Source organism: Mesorhizobium sp. M0217, from assembly GCF_040321955.1.
Lineage (GTDB): Bacteria > Pseudomonadota > Alphaproteobacteria > Rhizobiales > Rhizobiaceae > Mesorhizobium.
The window spans coordinates 1-17,479 of the sequence record NZ_JAMYSN010000043.1 but is presented as its reverse complement, the minus strand read 5'-3'; the positions used below and the strand labels follow the sequence as shown (position 1 = coordinate 17,479).

17 protein-coding genes are annotated in these 17,479 nt (G+C 63.6%); 11 read left to right on the top strand and 6 right to left on the bottom strand.

Annotated elements, in window-relative coordinates; all coding sequences use genetic code 11:
• Nucleotides 1–129 precede the first annotated feature (129 nt).
• Both rhaI and ggt read left to right on the top strand, forming a co-directional pair.
• Nucleotides 130–1,449 (top strand): L-rhamnose catabolism isomerase, encoded by a 1,320-nt coding sequence (gene rhaI, locus NKJ18_RS31575; protein WP_352537333.1) that lies wholly within the window; start codon nt 130–132, stop codon nt 1,447–1,449.
• Nucleotides 1,450–1,590: 141 nt separating this feature from the next.
• Nucleotides 1,591–3,330: a gamma-glutamyltransferase gene (gene ggt / locus NKJ18_RS31570; RefSeq protein ID WP_023669665.1), complete on the top strand. Its 1,740-nt coding sequence runs from the start codon at nt 1,591–1,593 to the stop codon at nt 3,328–3,330.
• A 17-nt stretch (nt 3,331–3,347) separates the two neighbouring features.
• On the opposite strand, the gene NKJ18_RS31565 is transcribed toward ggt, so the two are convergent.
• The 3 genes from NKJ18_RS31565 to NKJ18_RS31555 all read right to left on the bottom strand — a co-directional run bounded on the left by NKJ18_RS31565 (nt 3,348) and on the right by NKJ18_RS31555 (nt 7,085).
• Nucleotides 3,348–3,695, bottom strand: coding sequence for a hypothetical protein (locus NKJ18_RS31565; RefSeq protein ID WP_032885862.1), 348 nt, complete (start codon nt 3,693–3,695; stop codon nt 3,348–3,350).
• A gap of 184 nt (nt 3,696–3,879) precedes the next feature.
• On the bottom strand, nt 3,880–5,229 hold the full coding sequence (locus tag NKJ18_RS31560; protein ID WP_352500230.1) for a sigma-54-dependent transcriptional regulator: 1,350 nt from the start codon (nt 5,227–5,229) through the stop codon (nt 3,880–3,882).
• Complete coding sequence (locus NKJ18_RS31555) at nt 5,226–7,085, bottom strand: sensor histidine kinase (protein WP_352761420.1); 1,860 nt, start codon at nt 7,083–7,085, stop codon at nt 5,226–5,228. Before NKJ18_RS31555 ends, NKJ18_RS31560 begins: the two co-directional genes overlap by 4 nt.
• A 230-nt stretch (nt 7,086–7,315) precedes the next feature.
• Here NKJ18_RS31555 and NKJ18_RS31550 point away from each other — a divergent pair, with 230 nt between their 5' ends.
• Together NKJ18_RS31550 and NKJ18_RS31545 are read left to right on the top strand one after the other, a co-directional pair.
• Nucleotides 7,316–8,650 (top strand): dicarboxylate/amino acid:cation symporter, encoded by a 1,335-nt coding sequence (locus tag NKJ18_RS31550; protein ID WP_502906195.1) that lies wholly within the window; start codon nt 7,316–7,318, stop codon nt 8,648–8,650.
• Nucleotides 8,651–8,785: 135 nt separating this feature from the next.
• The gene (locus NKJ18_RS31545; protein ID WP_352761415.1) at nt 8,786–9,367 is read left to right on the top strand and encodes a histidine phosphatase family protein; all 582 of its coding nucleotides are present in this window, start codon (nt 8,786–8,788) and stop codon (nt 9,365–9,367) included.
• Between the two features lie 22 nt (nt 9,368–9,389).
• On the opposite strand, the gene NKJ18_RS31540 is transcribed toward NKJ18_RS31545, so the two are convergent.
• Complete coding sequence (locus NKJ18_RS31540; RefSeq protein ID WP_352761429.1) at nt 9,390–10,142, bottom strand: pseudouridine synthase; 753 nt, start codon at nt 10,140–10,142, stop codon at nt 9,390–9,392.
• Nucleotides 10,143–10,394: 252 nt separating this feature from the next.
• On the opposite strand from NKJ18_RS31540, the gene NKJ18_RS31535 reads away from it, so the two are divergent.
• Together NKJ18_RS31535 and NKJ18_RS31530 are read left to right on the top strand one after the other, a co-directional pair.
• Nucleotides 10,395–11,132: a hypothetical protein gene (locus NKJ18_RS31535; RefSeq protein WP_023829789.1), complete on the top strand. Its 738-nt coding sequence runs from the start codon at nt 10,395–10,397 to the stop codon at nt 11,130–11,132.
• On the top strand, nt 11,122–12,702 hold the full coding sequence (locus tag NKJ18_RS31530) for a GH3 family acyl-acid amido synthetase (protein ID WP_352761413.1): 1,581 nt from the start codon (nt 11,122–11,124) through the stop codon (nt 12,700–12,702). The genes NKJ18_RS31535 and NKJ18_RS31530 overlap by 11 nt, the downstream gene beginning before the upstream one ends.
• An 11-nt stretch (nt 12,703–12,713) precedes the next feature.
• Here the strand turns inward: NKJ18_RS31530 and NKJ18_RS31525 are convergent, their stop codons facing one another.
• A complete protein-coding gene (locus tag NKJ18_RS31525) occupies nt 12,714–13,907 on the bottom strand; it encodes a cytochrome P450 (protein ID WP_352761411.1) in 1,194 nt (397 codons plus the stop codon).
• Between the two features lie 80 nt (nt 13,908–13,987).
• Between NKJ18_RS31525 and NKJ18_RS31520 the strand changes: the two genes are divergently transcribed.
• The 3 genes from NKJ18_RS31520 to NKJ18_RS31510 all read left to right on the top strand — a co-directional run bounded on the left by NKJ18_RS31520 (nt 13,988) and on the right by NKJ18_RS31510 (nt 15,634).
• Entirely contained in the window at nt 13,988–15,055 is a 1,068-nt protein-coding gene (locus NKJ18_RS31520; RefSeq protein ID WP_352761409.1) for a hypothetical protein, read from the top strand.
• A 243-nt stretch (nt 15,056–15,298) separates the two neighbouring features.
• Nucleotides 15,299–15,397, top strand: a complete 99-nt coding sequence (locus NKJ18_RS31515; protein ID WP_196813729.1) for a putative RiPP precursor — start codon at nt 15,299–15,301, stop codon at nt 15,395–15,397.
• Nucleotides 15,398–15,424: 27 nt separating this feature from the next.
• Nucleotides 15,425–15,634 (top strand): DUF768 domain-containing protein, encoded by a 210-nt coding sequence (locus tag NKJ18_RS31510; protein ID WP_023669673.1) that lies wholly within the window; start codon nt 15,425–15,427, stop codon nt 15,632–15,634.
• Between the two features lie 89 nt (nt 15,635–15,723).
• Here NKJ18_RS31510 and NKJ18_RS31505 read toward each other — a convergent pair whose 3' ends face one another.
• On the bottom strand, nt 15,724–16,182 hold the full coding sequence (locus NKJ18_RS31505; RefSeq protein ID WP_023669674.1) for a hypothetical protein: 459 nt from the start codon (nt 16,180–16,182) through the stop codon (nt 15,724–15,726).
• A gap of 189 nt (nt 16,183–16,371) precedes the next feature.
• Between NKJ18_RS31505 and NKJ18_RS31500 the strand changes: the two genes are divergently transcribed.
• A complete protein-coding gene (locus tag NKJ18_RS31500; protein ID WP_352761407.1) occupies nt 16,372–16,635 on the top strand; it encodes a DUF982 domain-containing protein in 264 nt (87 codons plus the stop codon).
• A 60-nt stretch (nt 16,636–16,695) separates the two neighbouring features.
• The gene (locus tag NKJ18_RS31495) at nt 16,696–17,295 is read left to right on the top strand and encodes an SOS response-associated peptidase (RefSeq protein WP_023726812.1); all 600 of its coding nucleotides are present in this window, start codon (nt 16,696–16,698) and stop codon (nt 17,293–17,295) included.
• The last annotated feature ends 184 nt before the right edge of the window (nt 17,296–17,479 follow it).

The window sequence follows — 17,479 nt, the reverse complement described above, 5'->3', positions numbered from 1 at the left end:
GCAAGGGCGCGCGGCAGCGTCCCCTCCCCCTTGTGGGGAGGGCTAGGGTGGGGGTCCTCCTCGTAAGAATTTTTATGCAATAGCCCTGCCGTCTACGGGGAGAAATGCCTGGCAGGCGGGGCAGCGCCGATGCAGCAAATATTGGGAGGAATAGCAGTGTCGGAATTCATCATCTCCGCTGACGTTGTCGAAAAGAGCAACGCCGCCCGCAAACCCGACCTCGAACGCGACTACGCCTCGCTCGGGGAACGCCTCGACCGTCGCGGCATCGCCATCGACGCCATCCGCGGCAAGGTCGAGAAATTCGCCGTCGCCATTCCGTCCTGGGGCGTCGGCACCGGCGGCACACGCTTTGCCCGCTTTCCCGGCGCCGGCGAGCCGCGCGACATTTTCGACAAGATCGAGGACTGCGCCGTCATCAGCCAACTGACGCAGGCGACACCGACCGTCTCGTTGCACATCCCGTGGGACAAGGCCGATCCGAACCGGCTGAAGCAGGCCGCCTCGCGCTTCGGCCTCGGCTTCGACGCCATGAATTCCAACACCTTCTCGGATGCCAGGGACCAAAAACTGTCCTACAAGTTCGGGTCGCTGTCGCATGCCGATGCCGGCACGCGCCGGCAGGCAGTCGAGCACAATCTGGAATGCATCGAGATCGGCAAGACGCTTGGTTCCAAAGCGCTGACGGTGTGGATCGGCGACGGCTCGAATTTCCCCGGCCAAGTCAATTTCGCCAAAGTCTTCGAGCGCTATCTCGACGCGATGAAGGAGATCTATGCCGGACTGCCCGCCGACTGGAAGCTGTTCACCGAACACAAAATGTACGAGCCGGCCTTCTATTCGACGGTCGTGCAGGACTGGGGCACTAACTACCTCATATCCAAGGAGCTGGGCAACAAGGCCTACTGCCTGGTCGACCTGGGCCACCATGCGCCCAACGTCAACATCGAGATGATCGTGTCGCGGCTGATCCAGTTCAAGAAGCTCGGCGGCTTCCATTTCAACGATTCGAAGTATGGCGACGACGATCTCGATGCCGGCTCGATCGATCCCTATCGGCTGTTCCTGGTCTTCAACGAACTGGTTGATGCCGAGCTTTCCGGCGCCGAGGGTTTCGATCCCGCTCACATGCTCGACCAGAGCCACAACGTCACCGACCCGATCGAAAGCCTGATGCTGTCGGCAGTCGAGGTGCAGCGCGCCTATGCGCAGGCGCTGCTGGTCGACCGCAAGGCGCTCGAGGGTTTCCAAGACGGCAATGATGCGCTGATGGCGACGCAGACGCTAAAAGCTGCCTACCGCACCGATGTCGAGCCGATCCTTGCCATGGCGCGGCTGAACACAGGCGGCGCCATCGATCCAGTCGCCGCATATCGCGCGGCGGGCTACCGGGCGAAGGTCGCGGCGGAACGGCCGGCGGTTATGGGCGGGTCAGGCGGGATTGTTTGAGATTGGCTAATCTCCACCACAGGGGGGGAGATTAGCTTGCCTCTGCCGGCAGGCGAACACCAATATGTGTTCGCTCATATTGATGATGGACTCGGGCGCTCCATGTAGCTCTTCTAGGCACACCGCACTTGGAGCACCGCCATGCCCTTGACCCGCCGGACGCTGATTGGCGTCACCCTTTCGCTCGCAATTGCGCTCGCGCCATCCGGCGCGCTCCATGCCGCCTCGCCTCAACCGGCGAAGGGCGAGCACGGCATGGTCGTCACCGCCCAGCATCTGGCGTCGGAAGCCGGCGTCGAGGTGCTGAAGAAGGGCGGCAATGCCGTCGATGCGGCGGTCGCCGTCGGCTATGCGCTCGCCGTCGTCTACCCTAATGCCGGCAATATCGGCGGTGGCGGGTTCATGACCATCCGCTTCAAGGACGGCAAATCGACCTTCCTCGATTTCCGCGAGCGCGCGCCGCTGGCGGCAACCAAGACCATGTATCTCGACAAGGACGGCAATCCGGTGAAGGGCGCCAGCCTTGATGGCTACCTCGCGGTCGGCGTACCTGGTTCCGTGGCAGGGTTCGAGATGGCTCGTGAAAAATATGGCACGCTGCCACGCCAGGATTTGATGGCGCCGGCAATTGCCTATGCCAAGGATGGCTTCATCCTCGACCAGGGCGACGCTGCTTCATTCGCGAGCAATGCCGCACGGCTGGCGAAGGACCCTGCCGCCGCCGCCATCTTCCTGAAGCCGGACGGCAAACCCTATGGCGCCGGCGAGCGTCTCCTCCAGCCCGATCTTGCAGCCTCGCTCGCCGCCATCTCCGAAAAAGGCGCCGACGCCTTCTACAAAGGCGCCATCGCCGACGCCATCGTCAAGGCGAGCGGCGCCAAGGGCGGCATTCTGGCCAACTCAGACTTCGAGCAATATAAGGTACGCGAGCTGCAACCGGTGAGCTGCACCTATCGGGGCTATGAGATCACGTCCTCGCCGCCGCCAAGCTCCGGCGGCGTCATCATCTGCGAAATCCTCAACGTGCTGGAGGGCTACCCGCTGTCTTATCTCGGCGCCCGCTCGGCCGAGACCGTGCATGTCATGGTCGAGGCGATGCGCTACGCCTATGTGGACCGCAACTCGGCGCTCGGCGATCCCGATTTCGTCGACAATCCGGTCTCGAAACTGCTCGACAAGGGTTACGCCAAGGAGATCCGCGACAAGATCGACCCGTTCCGCGCCGGCGTCTCGCAGGATTTGATGCCGAAGGGCTTCGGCGAGTCGAAGGAAACGACGCACTATTCAATCATCGACGATGACGGCAATGCGGTCGCGGTCACCTATACGCTGAACGGTTCGTTCGGCGCCGGCGTGGTCGCCGACGGCACCGGCATCCTGCTCAACAACGAGATGGATGATTTCACCCAGAAGCCTGGCGTGCCCAACCTCTACGGTCTCGTGCAGGGAGAGGCCAATGCCATCCAGCCGAAGAAGACGCCGCTGTCATCGATGAGCCCGACCATCGTCGCCAAGGACGGCAAGCCGTTCATGGTTATCGGCAGCCCCGGCGGCTCGCGCATCATCACCATCACGCTGGAAGCCATCGTCAACGTCATCGACCACGGCATGAACATCCAGGAGGCGATCGACGCATCGCGCATCCACCATCAATGGCTGCCCGACACGATCTATGTCGAACCGTTCGGCCTGTCGCCCGACACTGAAAAACTGCTGGCCGGCATGGGCTACCACCTCGATCTCGCGGATTCTACCTGGGGTCAGGCGGCCGGCATTCTTGTCGGCGGCAAGAGCCTGGCGGAAATCGAGAAGGGCGGCGGCGCCCGCTACAACGGCGCCATCGACAGCCGCGCCGCATCCGGCGAGGCGATTGGCTACTGATCAAAACAAGAGATTGATCAGAGGACGAGCGTAAGCGTCGACCCGACGAGCATCAGCGCCGCGATCACGACGAACGCCGCGTAGATGCGGGGACGGTCGAGGAGCAGCGCATTGCCCGATATCCAGGCCGCGGTTGCGCCGCCAAGCGCAAACAGGAAGCCGTTCCGGTGACCAAAGGTCATGGAAGCGGCCATCAGCCCGCCAATGATCAGCGCGCCGAAGACGATGATCACGGCAACGGCGTATTTCTCGAAGTCGTTGCCGCCGCCCATGGCCGGGCCGATCGCGTTCAAATTCGTCAGATCGTCCGGATCGAACGGGTTGGTCGATCCATATTCATCTTGACCGACAGGTTCTCGCATCATTCATTCTCCGCTGACCGGCAACAAATCATCAACATCTGCCGAGCGCAACCGGATCGCGCCGTGCCGAAGGCCGCCGATGCGGTCTTCAACACTTTCTGATGCCGACTTGCCACGGTTTTTTTGCGCCGGTTCACAAAATCTACCCTGCTTTCGGGTCCACACGCCTGAATACCTGGAAAATGAATTACCTGGAAAAATCGCTGCGCACGATGCCGTGCCGCTGCAGCTTGTCGTAGAAGGTCTTGCGCGGAATGCCGAGCGCTTCGATCGTGCGCCGGACATCGCCGTCATTGCGGCCAAGCGCCTCGCGGATGACATCGGCTTCATAGCGTTCCAGCCGTTCCGGCAGTGAGCTGGCGTCATCCGGCTCCGCCGGGGCGGAAGGTGGCGCTTGCGCCGCTTCCTCGAGTCCCAGCACGAAACGCTCGGCGAAATGCGCGAGTTCACGCACATTGCCCGGCCAGTCGTGCTGGCTCAGATGGCGGTGCACTGAGGCAGGCACGGCTGGCATTTGCCGGCGGAAGCGGGCGGCTGCACGCTCTGCGAAGTAGAAGAACAGCAGGGCGACGTCGTCGCGGCGTTCGCGCAGCGGCGGGATCGAGATCGTCACCACATTGAGCCGGTAGTAGAGATCCTCGCGGAAGGCGCCGCGCCGGCTGGCATCGCCGAGATCGACCTTGGCGGCGGCGACGACGCGCAGGTCGACCGGCCGGATTTCATTGGTGCCGAGCGGCGTCACCTCGCGCATTTCCAGCACCCGCAGCATCTGCACCTGGGTGGAGGCCGGCATGCTTTCGATCTCGTCGAGAAACAGCGTGCCGCCGCTCGAATGCTCGATGCGGCCGATGCGCTTCTTCTGTGCGCCGGTGAAGGCGCCGGCCTCATGGCCGAACAGTTCGCTTTCGATCACCGTATCCGGCAGCGTGCCGCAATTCAGCGCCACAAAATTGCCCTTGGCGCGGCGGCTCCAGCGGTGCAGCAGGCTCGCCACCACCTCCTTGCCGGAGCCGGTCTCGCCAGTCACCAGCACGTCGACATCGGTGTCGGCGATCTGCCGCAGCGTGCGGCGCAGCCGCTCCATCGCCGGCGTCTGGCCGATCAGCGGCAGGCCGTCCTGCGCCTGTTCGGCGCTTTCGCGCAGCGCGCGGTTCTCCATCACCAGTCGGCGTTTTTCCGCCGCCCGCGCCACACTTTGCGCCAGCCGGTCGGCGGCGAACGGCTTGGTGATGAAGTCGTAGGCGCCGTCCTTGATCGCCTTGACCGCAACCGCGATGTCGCCATGTCCGGTGACCAGGATTACCGGAATGTCGGCATCAAGCTGCAAGACGCGGTCGAAGAGCTGCAGGCCGTCAATGCCGGGCATGCGGATGTCGGACACCACCACGCCGGGAAAATTGGCGTCGAGCCCGGCCAGCGCCTCGGCCGCCACCGCAAAGGCCGAGACGGAAAAACCAGCGAGTTCCAGCGTCTGCCGCGTGGCCCTCAGCAATTCGCTGTCGTCGTCGATCAATACGACCGGTGCGGTGTCCATCATGCTGCCCTGGCGAGGTGAATGGTAAAGCGCGTGCCGGCCTGGCCGCTCGCCACCTCGATGCGTCCGCCATAGTCGGCGACGATGTCCTGCGAGATGACGAGGCCGAGCCCGAGGCCTTTTTCCTTCGAGGTGTTGAACGGCGTGAACAATGACTTGAGGATGGCAGGCGAAATGCCCGGCCCATTGTCGGCGACGGCAAGCGCCACGCCGTCGGCCGTCTGCTGGGCCGAAACCTCCACCCTGGCGCCGTCGCGACCGTCCAGCGCTTCCAGCGCATTCTGGAACAGGTTGATCAGCACCTGTTCGAGCCGCAGACGGTTGCCCATCACCTTGAGCGTTACCGGCGGCAGTGTGATATCGAGCGCGTCCAGCCGGCCGGCAAAGCGGCTTCTGAGCAGCACCACGGCGCCCTCGATGACGCCGCGCAGTTCGACCGGTTCGGCTGCCGTGCGCCCCTTGCGGGCAAAGACCTTCAACTCTTCGGTGATGCCGCCGATGCGCTCGGTCAGCGCGGCAATCGCGCCAAGGTTCTCCTCGGCCGAGGCGGTCTGCTTGCGCTCCAGGAACACACGCGCATTGTCGGCATAGGCGCGGATCGTCGCCACCGGCTGGTTGATCTCATGCGCGACCCCGGCGGCAACCTGGCCGAGGGTAGCAAGACGGTTGGCCTGCACCAATTCCTGCTGCATGACCTGCAGTTTGGCTTCGGTGCTGCGGTGATCGGTGATCTCGGCCTGCAGCCGGTCGCGCGCCAGGCTGAGGTCATGCGTACGCTCGACGACGCGGCGCTCGAGCTCGATGCGCGCTGCCTGTTCGGCAGCGATGCGCATCTGCGCCGACTGACGGCGCCACAGGAGATAGCCGGCCAGCGCCAGCAACGGCACCACGACGCCCAGCGCCAGCAGCCGCATCTCACGCACCGCAGCCGCGATCGGCGCTTCGACCGGCACGAGATAATCGAGCCGCCATGGCGTCGATTGGACCAGTGTCGAAAGCCTGAGATATTCGGCATCGCTGCCGCCCGGTGTTATCGCATGCACCATCGACACGTCAGGGCTCAATGCCTCGGGGCGTGTGATCGGCAAGGGAATCAGCGGCGCGTTGCCGAATTGCTGGCTGCTCCGGATGGCGGCAGCCACCGGGCCGGCCAGCGGCGCGGTGGTCATGAAGCGCCAGGACGGCACGCTGGTGATCAGCACGACGCCGTGGTCGTCGCTGACATAGGCCGGCCGGTTGGCCTCATGCCAGTCGGCTTCAAGCTGGTCGAATTCCATCTTGACGACGACGACGCCGAGCGGCGCCGCCGCATTGCCGACGCGACGCGAAATGTAGAGGCCGGGGCGCTTGCTGGTGTTGCCCAGCGCAAAATATTCGGCCGTTCCCGATTGCATGGCGCCGGAGAAATAGGCGCGGAAGCCATAGTCGTTGCCGACGAAGCTGGTTGTTTCGCGCCAGTTGCTGGAGGCGATCGCAAACCCGTCGACGCCGGTGACGTAAAGCACCGAAGCCTTGGTGCCGGAGACCAGCCCTTCGAGCTTGCGGTTGAGCACGTCGATCGTGACAGCGCCCTTGTTCTGCAGGGCGTCGTGCACCTGCTGGTCCTCGGACAAGAGCAGCGGCAGCGCCCGCGGGCTTTCCAGCACGGCGCGCAGCAACGCAACCTTCAGATTGGCATCGGTGCGGCCTTGCGCCGCCAGTGCCGCGACCTCGGCGCGGCGCGCGTAGAGGCCGGCGCCGGTGAGCGCCGTGGCAACGATCACCAGCGCGATCGCCGCAAACAGCAGCCAGGCGCGACGCGCGCGTTTGCCGAGTTGCTCGGGCGTCTGCGACAGGACCGCGGCAGGGCGTTGCAGCATTCCCTATTTGTGCATGATTTCGCACAAAGCACAATTCGATCATGCGGATGTCCGCACTTGCGGTTGCGGCGCACCAGCTCGGTCGACAAAAATCTCAACAAAATCGATGCCTGCGGTATGCCGCACAGTCTGGCACGGCAGTTGCAGTGGCCAATACAGCAGTCGCAAGGCTGCGGAAAACAACTGCCCCGGGAGGTCGAGCTTTCGATCGGGGCGCCATGGAGGACGTCATGCAGCCAGCATTCGCTGCCGCCGAACCGCGCGGCAAGCTACCCTTTTACCGTCATCTCTACGTGCAGGTCCTGACGGCGATCGCCGCCGGCATGCTGCTCGGTCATTTCTATCCCGAACTCGGTGCTTCGCTGAAGCCGCTCGGCGATGCCTTCATCAAGCTGGTCAAGATGGTGATCGCGCCGGTCATCTTCCTGACGGTGACCACCGGCATTGCCGGCGTCTCCGACCTGAAAAAGGTTGGCCGTGTCGCCGGCAAGGCGATGATCTACTTCCTGGTCTTTTCGACCCTGGCGCTGGTCGTCGGCATGGTCGTCTCCAACGTCGTCCAACCGGGCGCCGGCATGCACATCAATGCGGCGACGCTCGACCCCTCGAAGGTCGCCACCTTCACCGAGAAGGCGCATGACACGACCATCATCGGCTTCCTGCTCAACATCATCCCCGACACCATCACCGGCGCCTTCGCGCAAGGCGACATTCTGCAAGTGCTGTTCTTCTCGGTACTGTTCGGCATCTCTCTCGCTCTGGTCGGCGAGCGCGGCCGCCCGGTCGTCGATTTCCTGCAGGCGCTGACCTCGCCTATCTTCCGCCTGGTCGCCATCCTGATGAAGGCCGCCCCCATCGGCGCCTTCGGCGCCATGGCCTTCACCGTCGGCAAATACGGCATCGGCGCGATTGCCAACCTCGCCTTTCTGATCGGCACCTTCTACCTGGCGTCGCTGCTCTTCGTGCTGGTCGTGCTCGGCGCTGTCGCTTGGTACAACGGCTTCTCGATCCTCGCCTTGATCCGCTACATCAAGGAAGAGCTGCTGCTGGTGCTCGGCACCTCGTCCTCGGAAGCCGCTCTTCCCGGCCTGATGGCCAAGATGGAGCGCGCCGGCTGCAACCGCTCGGTGGTCGGCCTGGTCATCCCGACCGGCTATTCCTTCAACCTCGACGGCACCAACATCTACATGACGCTGGCGGCGCTGTTCATCGCCCAGGCGACCGATACGCCGCTCACCTATGGCGACCAGATTCTGCTGCTGCTGGTTGCCATGCTGAGCTCCAAGGGTGCCGCCGGCATCACCGGCGCCGGCTTTATCACGCTGGCCGCCACGCTCTCTGTCGTGCCTACGGTACCCGTTGCCGGCATGGCGCTGATCCTAGGGGTCGACCGCTTCATGTCGGAATGCCGGGCGCTGACCAACTTCGTCGGCAATGCAGTGGCGACGATTGTTGTGGCGCGCTGGGAAGGCGAACTCGACCAGACCAAGTTCGCCGCCGCCATGGCCGGCACATTGTCCGAGGAAGCTGACCTGGCGCTGTCGGGCGATCTGCAGCCCGCCTGACCGCTCCGGGCACTGACGTTTGAGCACAAGGCCGCAGCCGATTCGGTTGCGGCCTTTCCTTTTCCGCCTGCACGTGGCTGGCGCTGGCCGGGCCCTCCCGGGTAGGGTGCGGACGTAAAACCGAAAGGCCGGCGCATGAGCAATCCGTACCCCGAAATCTACCTCGTCCGTCACGGCGAGACGGAGTGGAGCGCTTCGGGAAAACACACCGGCCGCACCGACATACCGTTGACGGCAAAGGGCGAGGCGGCAGCTCGCGGCGTGGCGGACCGGCTCAAGGATCTGTCCTTCCAGGCGGTGTGGTCGAGCCCGTCGCAGCGATCCTTCAGCACCTGCACGCTTGCCGGCTTCGGCGCTGCTGCCGTCAAGAAGGACGACCTGCAGGAATGGGACTATGGCGCCTATGAGGGCGTTAAGACCAAGGAGATTCTTGTGCAGCGCCCCGGCTGGCAATTGTTCCGTGACGGCTGTCCCGACGGCGAGTCGGTAGCGGATGTTGGTGCCAGGGCCGACAGGATCATCGCCGGGCTGCGGGCAATCGAGGGCAATGTGCTGGTGTTTTCAAGCTCGCATTTCCTGCGCGTGCTGGCCGCGCGCTGGCTCGGTCTGCCACCCGAAGGCGGTGCGCACTTCGTGCTTGATACCGCGAGCCTCAGCATCCTCGGCTATGAGCACGATCTGAGCGAGCCGGTGATACGCAGGTGGAACCAGAAGTAGGGTTTCGGGGCAAGCCTGCCTCCTAACGCGCGAGCACCGCCAATTCCTCCGATGTCAGATGCCGCGCCTTGCCCTTGGCGAGCTCGCCGAGCTGCAAACCGCCGATCGCCACCCGAACCAGCCTCAGCACCTCGATGTCGAATGCCCCGAGCAGGCGGCGGATCTGGCGATTGCGGCCCTCGTCGAGCACGATTTCCAGCCAGGCAGTGCGGCCGCCGCTGCGCAGCAGTTCGATCGAACTTGCGGTCAGCAGTTCGCCGTCGACGATCGCTCCGTCGCGAAAGCGCGCCAGCATCGCTTCGTCGGGCGCGGTGCCGATCTGGACATGATAGGTCTTGGCGACATGCGAGGCCGGATCGAGCAGGCGGTTGGCCCAGCGCGTGTCGTTGGTCATCAGCAACAGGCCTTCGCTGGCCTTGTCGAGGCGGCCGACCGGCGACACGAAAGGCAACTCCAGTTCCACCAGGCAGTCATAGACGGTGCCACGATCCTGCGGGTCATCGCGCGTGGTGACCTGTCCGCGCGGCTTATTGATCATCAGGTAGACTTTTGCCTTGCCGACGATCTGCTCGCCGTCGACAGCGATGCGGTCGCGGCCGAGATCGACACGCAGCGACGGATCGCGCACCACCTTGCCGCCAACCCGCACGCGCCCTTCGGCTATCAGCAGCTCGGCCTGCTTGCGCGAACACAGGCCGAGTTTGGAAAGCGCCCGGTTCAGGCTAGCGCCTGCCTTGGCGGCCTGGTGTCGGGCGATGTCTGGTGGCCGTGCCATGTCCTGCTTGCCATCCCAATGATCGGCATCGACAAATGCCACGCCCCGCATTGGCTTCGCAACCTGCCGCGGCATCAACACCGTCATTTGCCGGCGCGCAAGCGCCCGGCCTTGGGGCTGGGTATCACGCAACAAGCTCGCGACCGACAATTGGTGGGATCATTTACCGTGGATCGAAGGCATTTTTCGGTTGAAGTGTCGCTGCCTTGTCCCGTATGTCGCACGCATGGCATCGATTGACGGGGGAAAACCGTGGCGCATGACGCCGGTTCGACCGAATCCGGAACGATGCCGGTGCGCGATCTCAGCAAAGACGATCGTGACGAGATGTTCCGCCTTTACGAGAAATACTACGATGCTGCCGATCGCGACCGGTTCGATCGCGATCTCGCTGAAAAAGAGGTCGTCGTCCTTATCCGACGCCGGCACGAGATCATCGGCTTCTCGACCATTTTCGTCGGAAGCCAGGAGATTGCCGACGACACGGTTCACTATCTCTTTTCCGGCGACACGGTTCTGGATTCCTCACGCTGGGGCGATCCGGTGCTGCTGCGCGCCTGGTTTCGCGCTGCCGGCGCCGTCAAGGCAAGGATCGGCGAGGGCCGGCTGTTCTGGTTTTCCATCATGATGGGCCACCGCACGTTCCGCATCCTGCCCAATTTTTTCCGCGACTTCTTTCCCTCAATCGACGGACGAGATACCAGCGGTCTGGCGCGGATACGCAACGAGATCGCCGCAGTGCGCTATGGACAGTATTTCAATCCCGAGACCGGGCTGATCGATTTCGGCCAGTCGCATGGGCATCTGCGGCACGAATGGGCAGGCGTCGAGGAAACCGCCGCGCGCAACCGCTACGCGGCCTTCTTCCTCAAGGCCAATCCCTGGCATTTTCGTGGTGTCGAGCTTGCCTGCCTGGCCGAATTCGACATCGCCAACCTGAAGCGCTACGGGGCGACCAGCTTTGCCGAAGGCCTGGCGGATGGTCATTGACGCCTGGTCGCGGATTGCCGATCTCACCGCGGCTACCGACGCCGGGTTCCGCGCCGGGCTGAGCGGCGTCGAAACGGCCCAGCGCGGCACCCTGGCTGGTCTCATCAGTGCCAATGGTTCGACCGCGTTCGGCAAGGACCGCCGGTTCGCCGAAATCCGTTCGGCGGAAGCGTTTCGCGATCTGGTGCCGATCGCCGACTATGCCGCGCTCCAGCCTTACATCGGCCGGGCGATCGGCGGCGAGGATGGGGTGCTGACAACCGCGCCGATCCGGTTCATCGAGCAGACCGGCGGCAGTTCGGGCGGCTCCAAGAACATCCCCTATACGGACACCGGGTTGAGATCGTTCACCGACTGCCTTTATCCCTGGCTTGCCGACTTGATCCGCCGCCGGCCCGGCGTCACGCGAGGCCGCAGTTATTTCGCGCTCAGCCCCGTCGGCCGGTCGCTGGATCAGCGCATCGGCGTGCACCGGGTCGGCAGCCCCGTGCCTTTCGCCTATTTCGGCGCCTTGCGCGACAGCCTGATCGCCCTGTCTGCCGTGCCCATGGAGCTGCGGCTGCTCGCCGATTTCGAGAGCTGGCAGCGGCAGACCTGCCTGCATCTTCTGGCCTGCGAGGATCTTGCCCTGGTCTGGGTGTGGAGCCCTACCTATTTCACCGAAATCCTGCGCGCGATGCGGCGCGATGCCGGCATCCTCTTACCCCAGTTGACTTCGATGTTGACGGCAACGCACCCCGCCGCCGCGGTGCGCACCCGTATCGAAACGCTGGAGAAAGCGCTCCGTGACCCACAAGGCGACCTCTCGGTTATCTGGCCGCAGCTTGACACCGTCAGCTGCTGGACCGATGCATCGAGCAAAGGTTTCGCCGCCGAACTGCAGGCCCTGTTCCCCGCCGCCTTCATCCAGTCGAAAGGGTTGATGTCGACGGAAGCCGCCGTTTCATTTCCCTATGGCGACGGTCCCGGATCGATCCTTGCCGCGCGAAGCGGCTTCTTCGAATTTGTCGACGATGGCGGCACCAGCCATTTTGCCTGGCGGCTGGAGATCGGCCAGGCCTATCGGCTGATCGTCACCACCGGCTCCGGCCTTTATCGCTATGACACGCAGGACATGGTGAAGGTCGTCGGCTTCGACGGCGACACGCCGCGTCTGCAATTCGTCGGTCGCGCCGGCATGGTCTCCGATCTCTGCGGCGAGAAGCTGACCGAGGCATTCGTCGCTCATTGCATCGGTAAGATCGGGCTTGGCCAGCAGCAGGCCTATGCGCTGGTCGTTGCGGCAACAGAGCCGCATCCGCACTACCGTCTCTTCCTCGAAGCCGGACCGGCCGCTGCGGCATGTAACGAAAAGCTCGATGCCGAACTCGCCGCCAACCCGCAATACGAATATGCCCGCCGGATCGGCCAGCTTGGCCCTGTCCAGGCGACGCCGGTCGAGGATCTCTATGGCCGGCTGAAACGCCATCGCCTGAAAGGCGGTATAAGCATTGCGGGGATGAAGGCGCCGGTGCTGTTGCGGCAGGCCGACAGTGAGCTCATCGCCGCGCTGGAGGCGACCGGGGCTTGACCCCGCGCCGGTCAGGCAGCCAGCCGCAAGACGAGTGATTCCAGCCCGCGGATCGACGAATTGTCCATCCATGTCGGCTGTCCAGAGGCGGGTTCGATGCTGCTCCAGCGACGGAGCACTGCCTCCAGCAGCCGTTTTCCCTCCATTTCGGCAAGCGCCTTGCCGATGCAGACATGGGCGCCGCGGCCGAAGGCGAGGTTCTGCTTGCCCGAACGGCTGATGTCGAAGCGCTCGGCCTGGCTGAACCGGGCCGGATCGCGATTGGCTGCGCCGACGAGCAGGACGACCATCTGCTCCTTATCGATCGGCTGATTGTTCAGTTCGATAGGCTGCAGCGGCCAGCGGCAGATTTTCTGAACCGGGCTTTCAAGCCGCAGGGTCTCGGCAACCGCAGTGACAACTAGATGCGGATCGGCCCGCAAGGCAGCCCATTGGGCGGGCGCGTGGGCGAGATGGAACAGCATGTTGCCAAGCAGATGCACGGTGGTCTCGTGCCCGGCGAAAGCCAGGAAGGCGATGTTGCGGCCGGCAACCGTCAGCCCGACGGCATCGACCAGCGCCGGCAATCCGACCAGCAACGGCGGCATTACGGCGCCGGCAAGGTGGCTGCGCAACAGCTCGGCGAAATAGGCTGACATTTCGTGGGCGGCGTTCGGCGCCGAGCCGAAGGCGTCATCGAAACCGGTGTCGAGGATGGTGCGGATCGACGCCGACCAGGCGCGCAGCGTCGGCATGTCTTCGGCTGGAACGCCGAGCAGCCGGCCGATGATGCGTTCCGGCACCGCGCGCGTGAAGGCGGCGACGACGTCGACCGTGCCGGACAGATCCGCCTTTGAAACGAGCTGGTCGATGGCCTCGTCGACCACGGGCGCCAGCACTGCCGTGCCGTTGCCCACAAAGGGCTGCTGCAGGGCTTGCCGGATGGCGGCGTGCGCCCGTCCCTCCTGATACATCAGCCAGTCATTGATGGCTGATCGGCCGGTATCGGCTTCGCCGCTCGGCGGGACATGCGACAGCTGCCGGTTGACAAGACAGGCCGAAACAAGATCGTATTTCGTTACGTAGACGTCGCCCCACGGCGCCTGCCAAACAGGCGCCTGCTGGCGCATCTCATCGTAGATCGCGTAGATGTCTGTAGAACCATTGAAGCAACCGGCGCGTACTTGCCGCCAGCTGTGGTCGGCCGATGGAAATTCTCCATGCATTTTCTTGTGAATAACCCCGGTTACCTCACCCTGAATCACAACCACCCGTCGAACTATGACCGGCGGGCCGGGTCATGGCCATGACCGTTGCCGCGGGCTTCAGCCCGGTCTATTACCTTTGTACCCGCCAGCACGCTTACACGATAGGTGTGTTCCTTGGCTATTACCCGCATGGGCTTGGCGATGTCTTGCGGATAATCCCTTATGAAGAGACCGGCAGTCTTGGCTCGGTCGCGCCGGGAACGTTCATTTTTACCGATTTCGAAAGGCTCACGCCGGTTCAGATGCAGGCGGCGACTGACCTGTTCGACAGCGTCGCTGCCCAGGATCCCGGCCTGCTCCTGCTGAACAACCCCGCCAAGGCGCTTGGCCGCTTTGACCTGCTGAAGCGGTTGAAGGGAGTCAGCCTCAACGGTTTCGATGTCCATCGCCTCGATCAGCGCCAAGCCATTTCGCGCTTTCCGGTGTTCGTGCGCTGGGAAAGCCGGCACGATCCGCCGCTGACCGGACTGTTGGACAGCGCGCAAGCGCTGGAAGTGGCAATCGCCGCCCTGCCGGAGCCTATCCGGCATGACCCGGACCTGATGATCGTCGAATATGGCGCCGCCCCCTCGGCCGATGGGCGCTTCCGCAAATATTCGGCCTACAAGGTCGGTTCCACCATTTATCCGCAGCACTGCTTCATCAACGAGAACTGGTACATCAAGTTTCCAAGCACCCGCTTCACTGAGGCGGACAGGGCTGAAAGCCGCGCCTATGTCGCTGACAATCCGCACGCGGCCGAGATCGAGGGGGTGTTCGCGCTAGCCGGGATCGACTATGGCCGCATCGACTACGGCATGATCGACGGCCGCATTCAGACCTTCGAGATCAACAACAACCCGACCGTCCTGGCGCGGCCTCCCGGCTGGGATGCGGGCGCCAATTACGGCCGATACGCCGATCTGCACGCAAAGGCGCTGCAGGGCATCATCCGGTCGGCATCATCCGCCCCGCCACTTAAGCTTGGGGACGGAAGCCGCAGCGTTGACGCAATCCACGCCGATGCCATGCGCAAAGTGCGTCGGCGCATCGCCTGGTTTTCCCTCAGGCGAAGCCTGTCGCTGCGCAGGCTCAAGAAGCGCCTTGCAAACCGTTTTCGCGGCTAGAGCCGGTCCATCCCGATGGAAATCGGGATGGTGCCCTATCTTGTTGTTTGAGCATAATCTTTTCCGAAAAACCGGATTCCACTTTTCGGGATCTGGGTGGGCCGATCCGCAGCCCGCGGTCCGGGAACCGCCTGAAGCGGGGTGCGGCCGAGGGTGCCTGGCGCGACCTGACAGCCGGCCAGGGAACGCTGCCCCGCGACGGACGTTGTTGCCGACGAGCGATTTGTCGCGAAAGGCACCGCCATGAAGAAAATCTACCAAAAACCGACGCTCGTGAAGCGAGGCAGGCTCACCAGCCTGACGGCTCAGATCGTCGCTTCTGGGGTCATTCTGGGGGAATGATCCCCCAGATAACGAAGGGATAAATCGATGAGCGAGCGCGGCGTTGATTTCCTGCAGGGCTGGATCCACGAGCACCTGCCGGGCGAACTGCCTGCCGACAAGGCAACGGCTCGAACCCTAACCACGCGAGCTGCCCTGGATGCTCGGCATTTAGGCCTTGAGGTCAGCGAGATCGAAGAGGATCTCGGTCCGCTGGAACGGGTGATTTTCGAGGCGCTGGATCAGCCCGATATCTGAGCCCCCGATATGAGCCCATTGCAGGCGATATTGGCCCATCGCCATCCTGGCGGGGGCTTTTCCGTGATGGCATCCGTGGGTGCGCAGCCCTAGGCAGCCCGCGCAGCTGACGCTCCCCGTGCCGGCGGCAATTCGAACACAGTGGCGCCGTTCTCTCGGCCGCGTTCGACATAACCGATGACACGGAACCATTTGCCGACGTCGGCCCGCTGCAGCCAGCTGCGCGAGTGGATGGGAAGGTTGCCGGCCAGCGCCTGAATGTGGCGGATGTGGCGCCTGCAGAAGCGGACCGTCGCGGCGCTGAAGAAACCCTCCTGCGCGGCAAACAGCGTGTCGGCGGCGTCGCTGTTCTCGTGCCAGGCGACGATCGCCACCGTCTTGTCGCCCTCGACCAGCGCGTGCGCTCGGCCTTCCTTCAAATTCATCATCAGATTGTCGTAGGCGACCTTGCTGTCCTTGCCGGCGGCCACATACTCGTCCGACATCCGCGTGGACAGATCACGGAAGACACTTTCGAGATCGCCGATCGTAGCTGCGCGTGCTCGCATTTCTCCTCCTGCAGCCCCGGCAGGCAGTTTGCCCCAGGGAGAGGCGATCACCAAGCAAATCAAATCCGCCATTTGGCCGATGCGCGCAAAGTGATTTCAGAAGGCGGTTTATTGCGTTGGCAAATCGCTCCCGTGGAACCGAACTTGCCTCCCCCGAATTGACTCGCGATCGCGTTCGGGAGGGGAAGCATGCAAGATCAGCATTTCGATGAGCCGGTTCGCGTGGCGCTCGGCAGGTCCAGAAACACGATCTACAAGGTGGAGCGTGTCGCGCAGGCCGCTGACATCCTCATGAACCGATGGCCCGTGAAGACAGGCGGCTATCAAGTCGCCGCCCGCAACGCCTGCCTCGGCGTTCTGGAAGGCCTTCAAGAGGCGCGCTATGCCCGCGCCGCCTTCGTCAACGCGGCGATCGAGGCCGATATACTGGTCGAGCGCGACCGCGAGGGTTGAGCGGTCCATCGCCTCTTTGTTTGGCGTGAGGTAAACTGGCAGACCGGTCGGGAGCCTTCCATGTGCAACGACTATGAGCAGCATATTCTCTGGGCTGAATATTGCCGGATGCTGGAGTCGCTGGCACTCGAGATCCCGACCCATCAGACCGAACTTGACCTGCCGCGGGTTGATGACATCCATATCAACGATCCAGCCCCGATCATGCGCGCCGCCGGCGACACTGGCGTTGTTGAACTGACGTCGATGACGTTTGGATTTCCGCCGGCCGGCCCGAAAGGCGGACCAGTGTTCAACTTCCGCTCCGAAGGCCGGCAATTCGCCGGCAGCAAACGCTGCCTCGTACCGGCATCCGCCTTCTTCGAGTTCACGGGCACGAAGTATCCGAAGGCAAAGCATCGCTTCACGCTCAACGGCTCGCCGTTCATGGCCATCGCAGGGCTTTGGCGTGAAGCTGCCGGCAACAAGCCGCCAACCTTCACCATGCTGACAACCGAGCCTGGACCGGATATTGCGCCCTATCACAGTCGGCAGGTCGTGGTGCTTCGGCCCGGCGATTGGGCGGCTTGGCTCAGTCTGACGAAGCCGGAAGCCGAACTGCTGCAGCCGCTTCCAGCCGGCTCGCTGCGCGTGGAGACCGTGCGCCCCGAAAGTTCATAACTCGGTTGCGCAGGCTTGCCGGCACAGCCGGCAGGCCGAAATCAGGAATCCGTCGGTGCGGCGCCAGGAAGTCAAGCCCTTGATGTTCAGTGCCCTTCCCGAGAGATGGGTGACAGTTCATTCCGGAGACATGGGTTACACTTTCGGCCCTTTGCAAGGAGAGCAAGGTGCCTTGGAAGGAGTG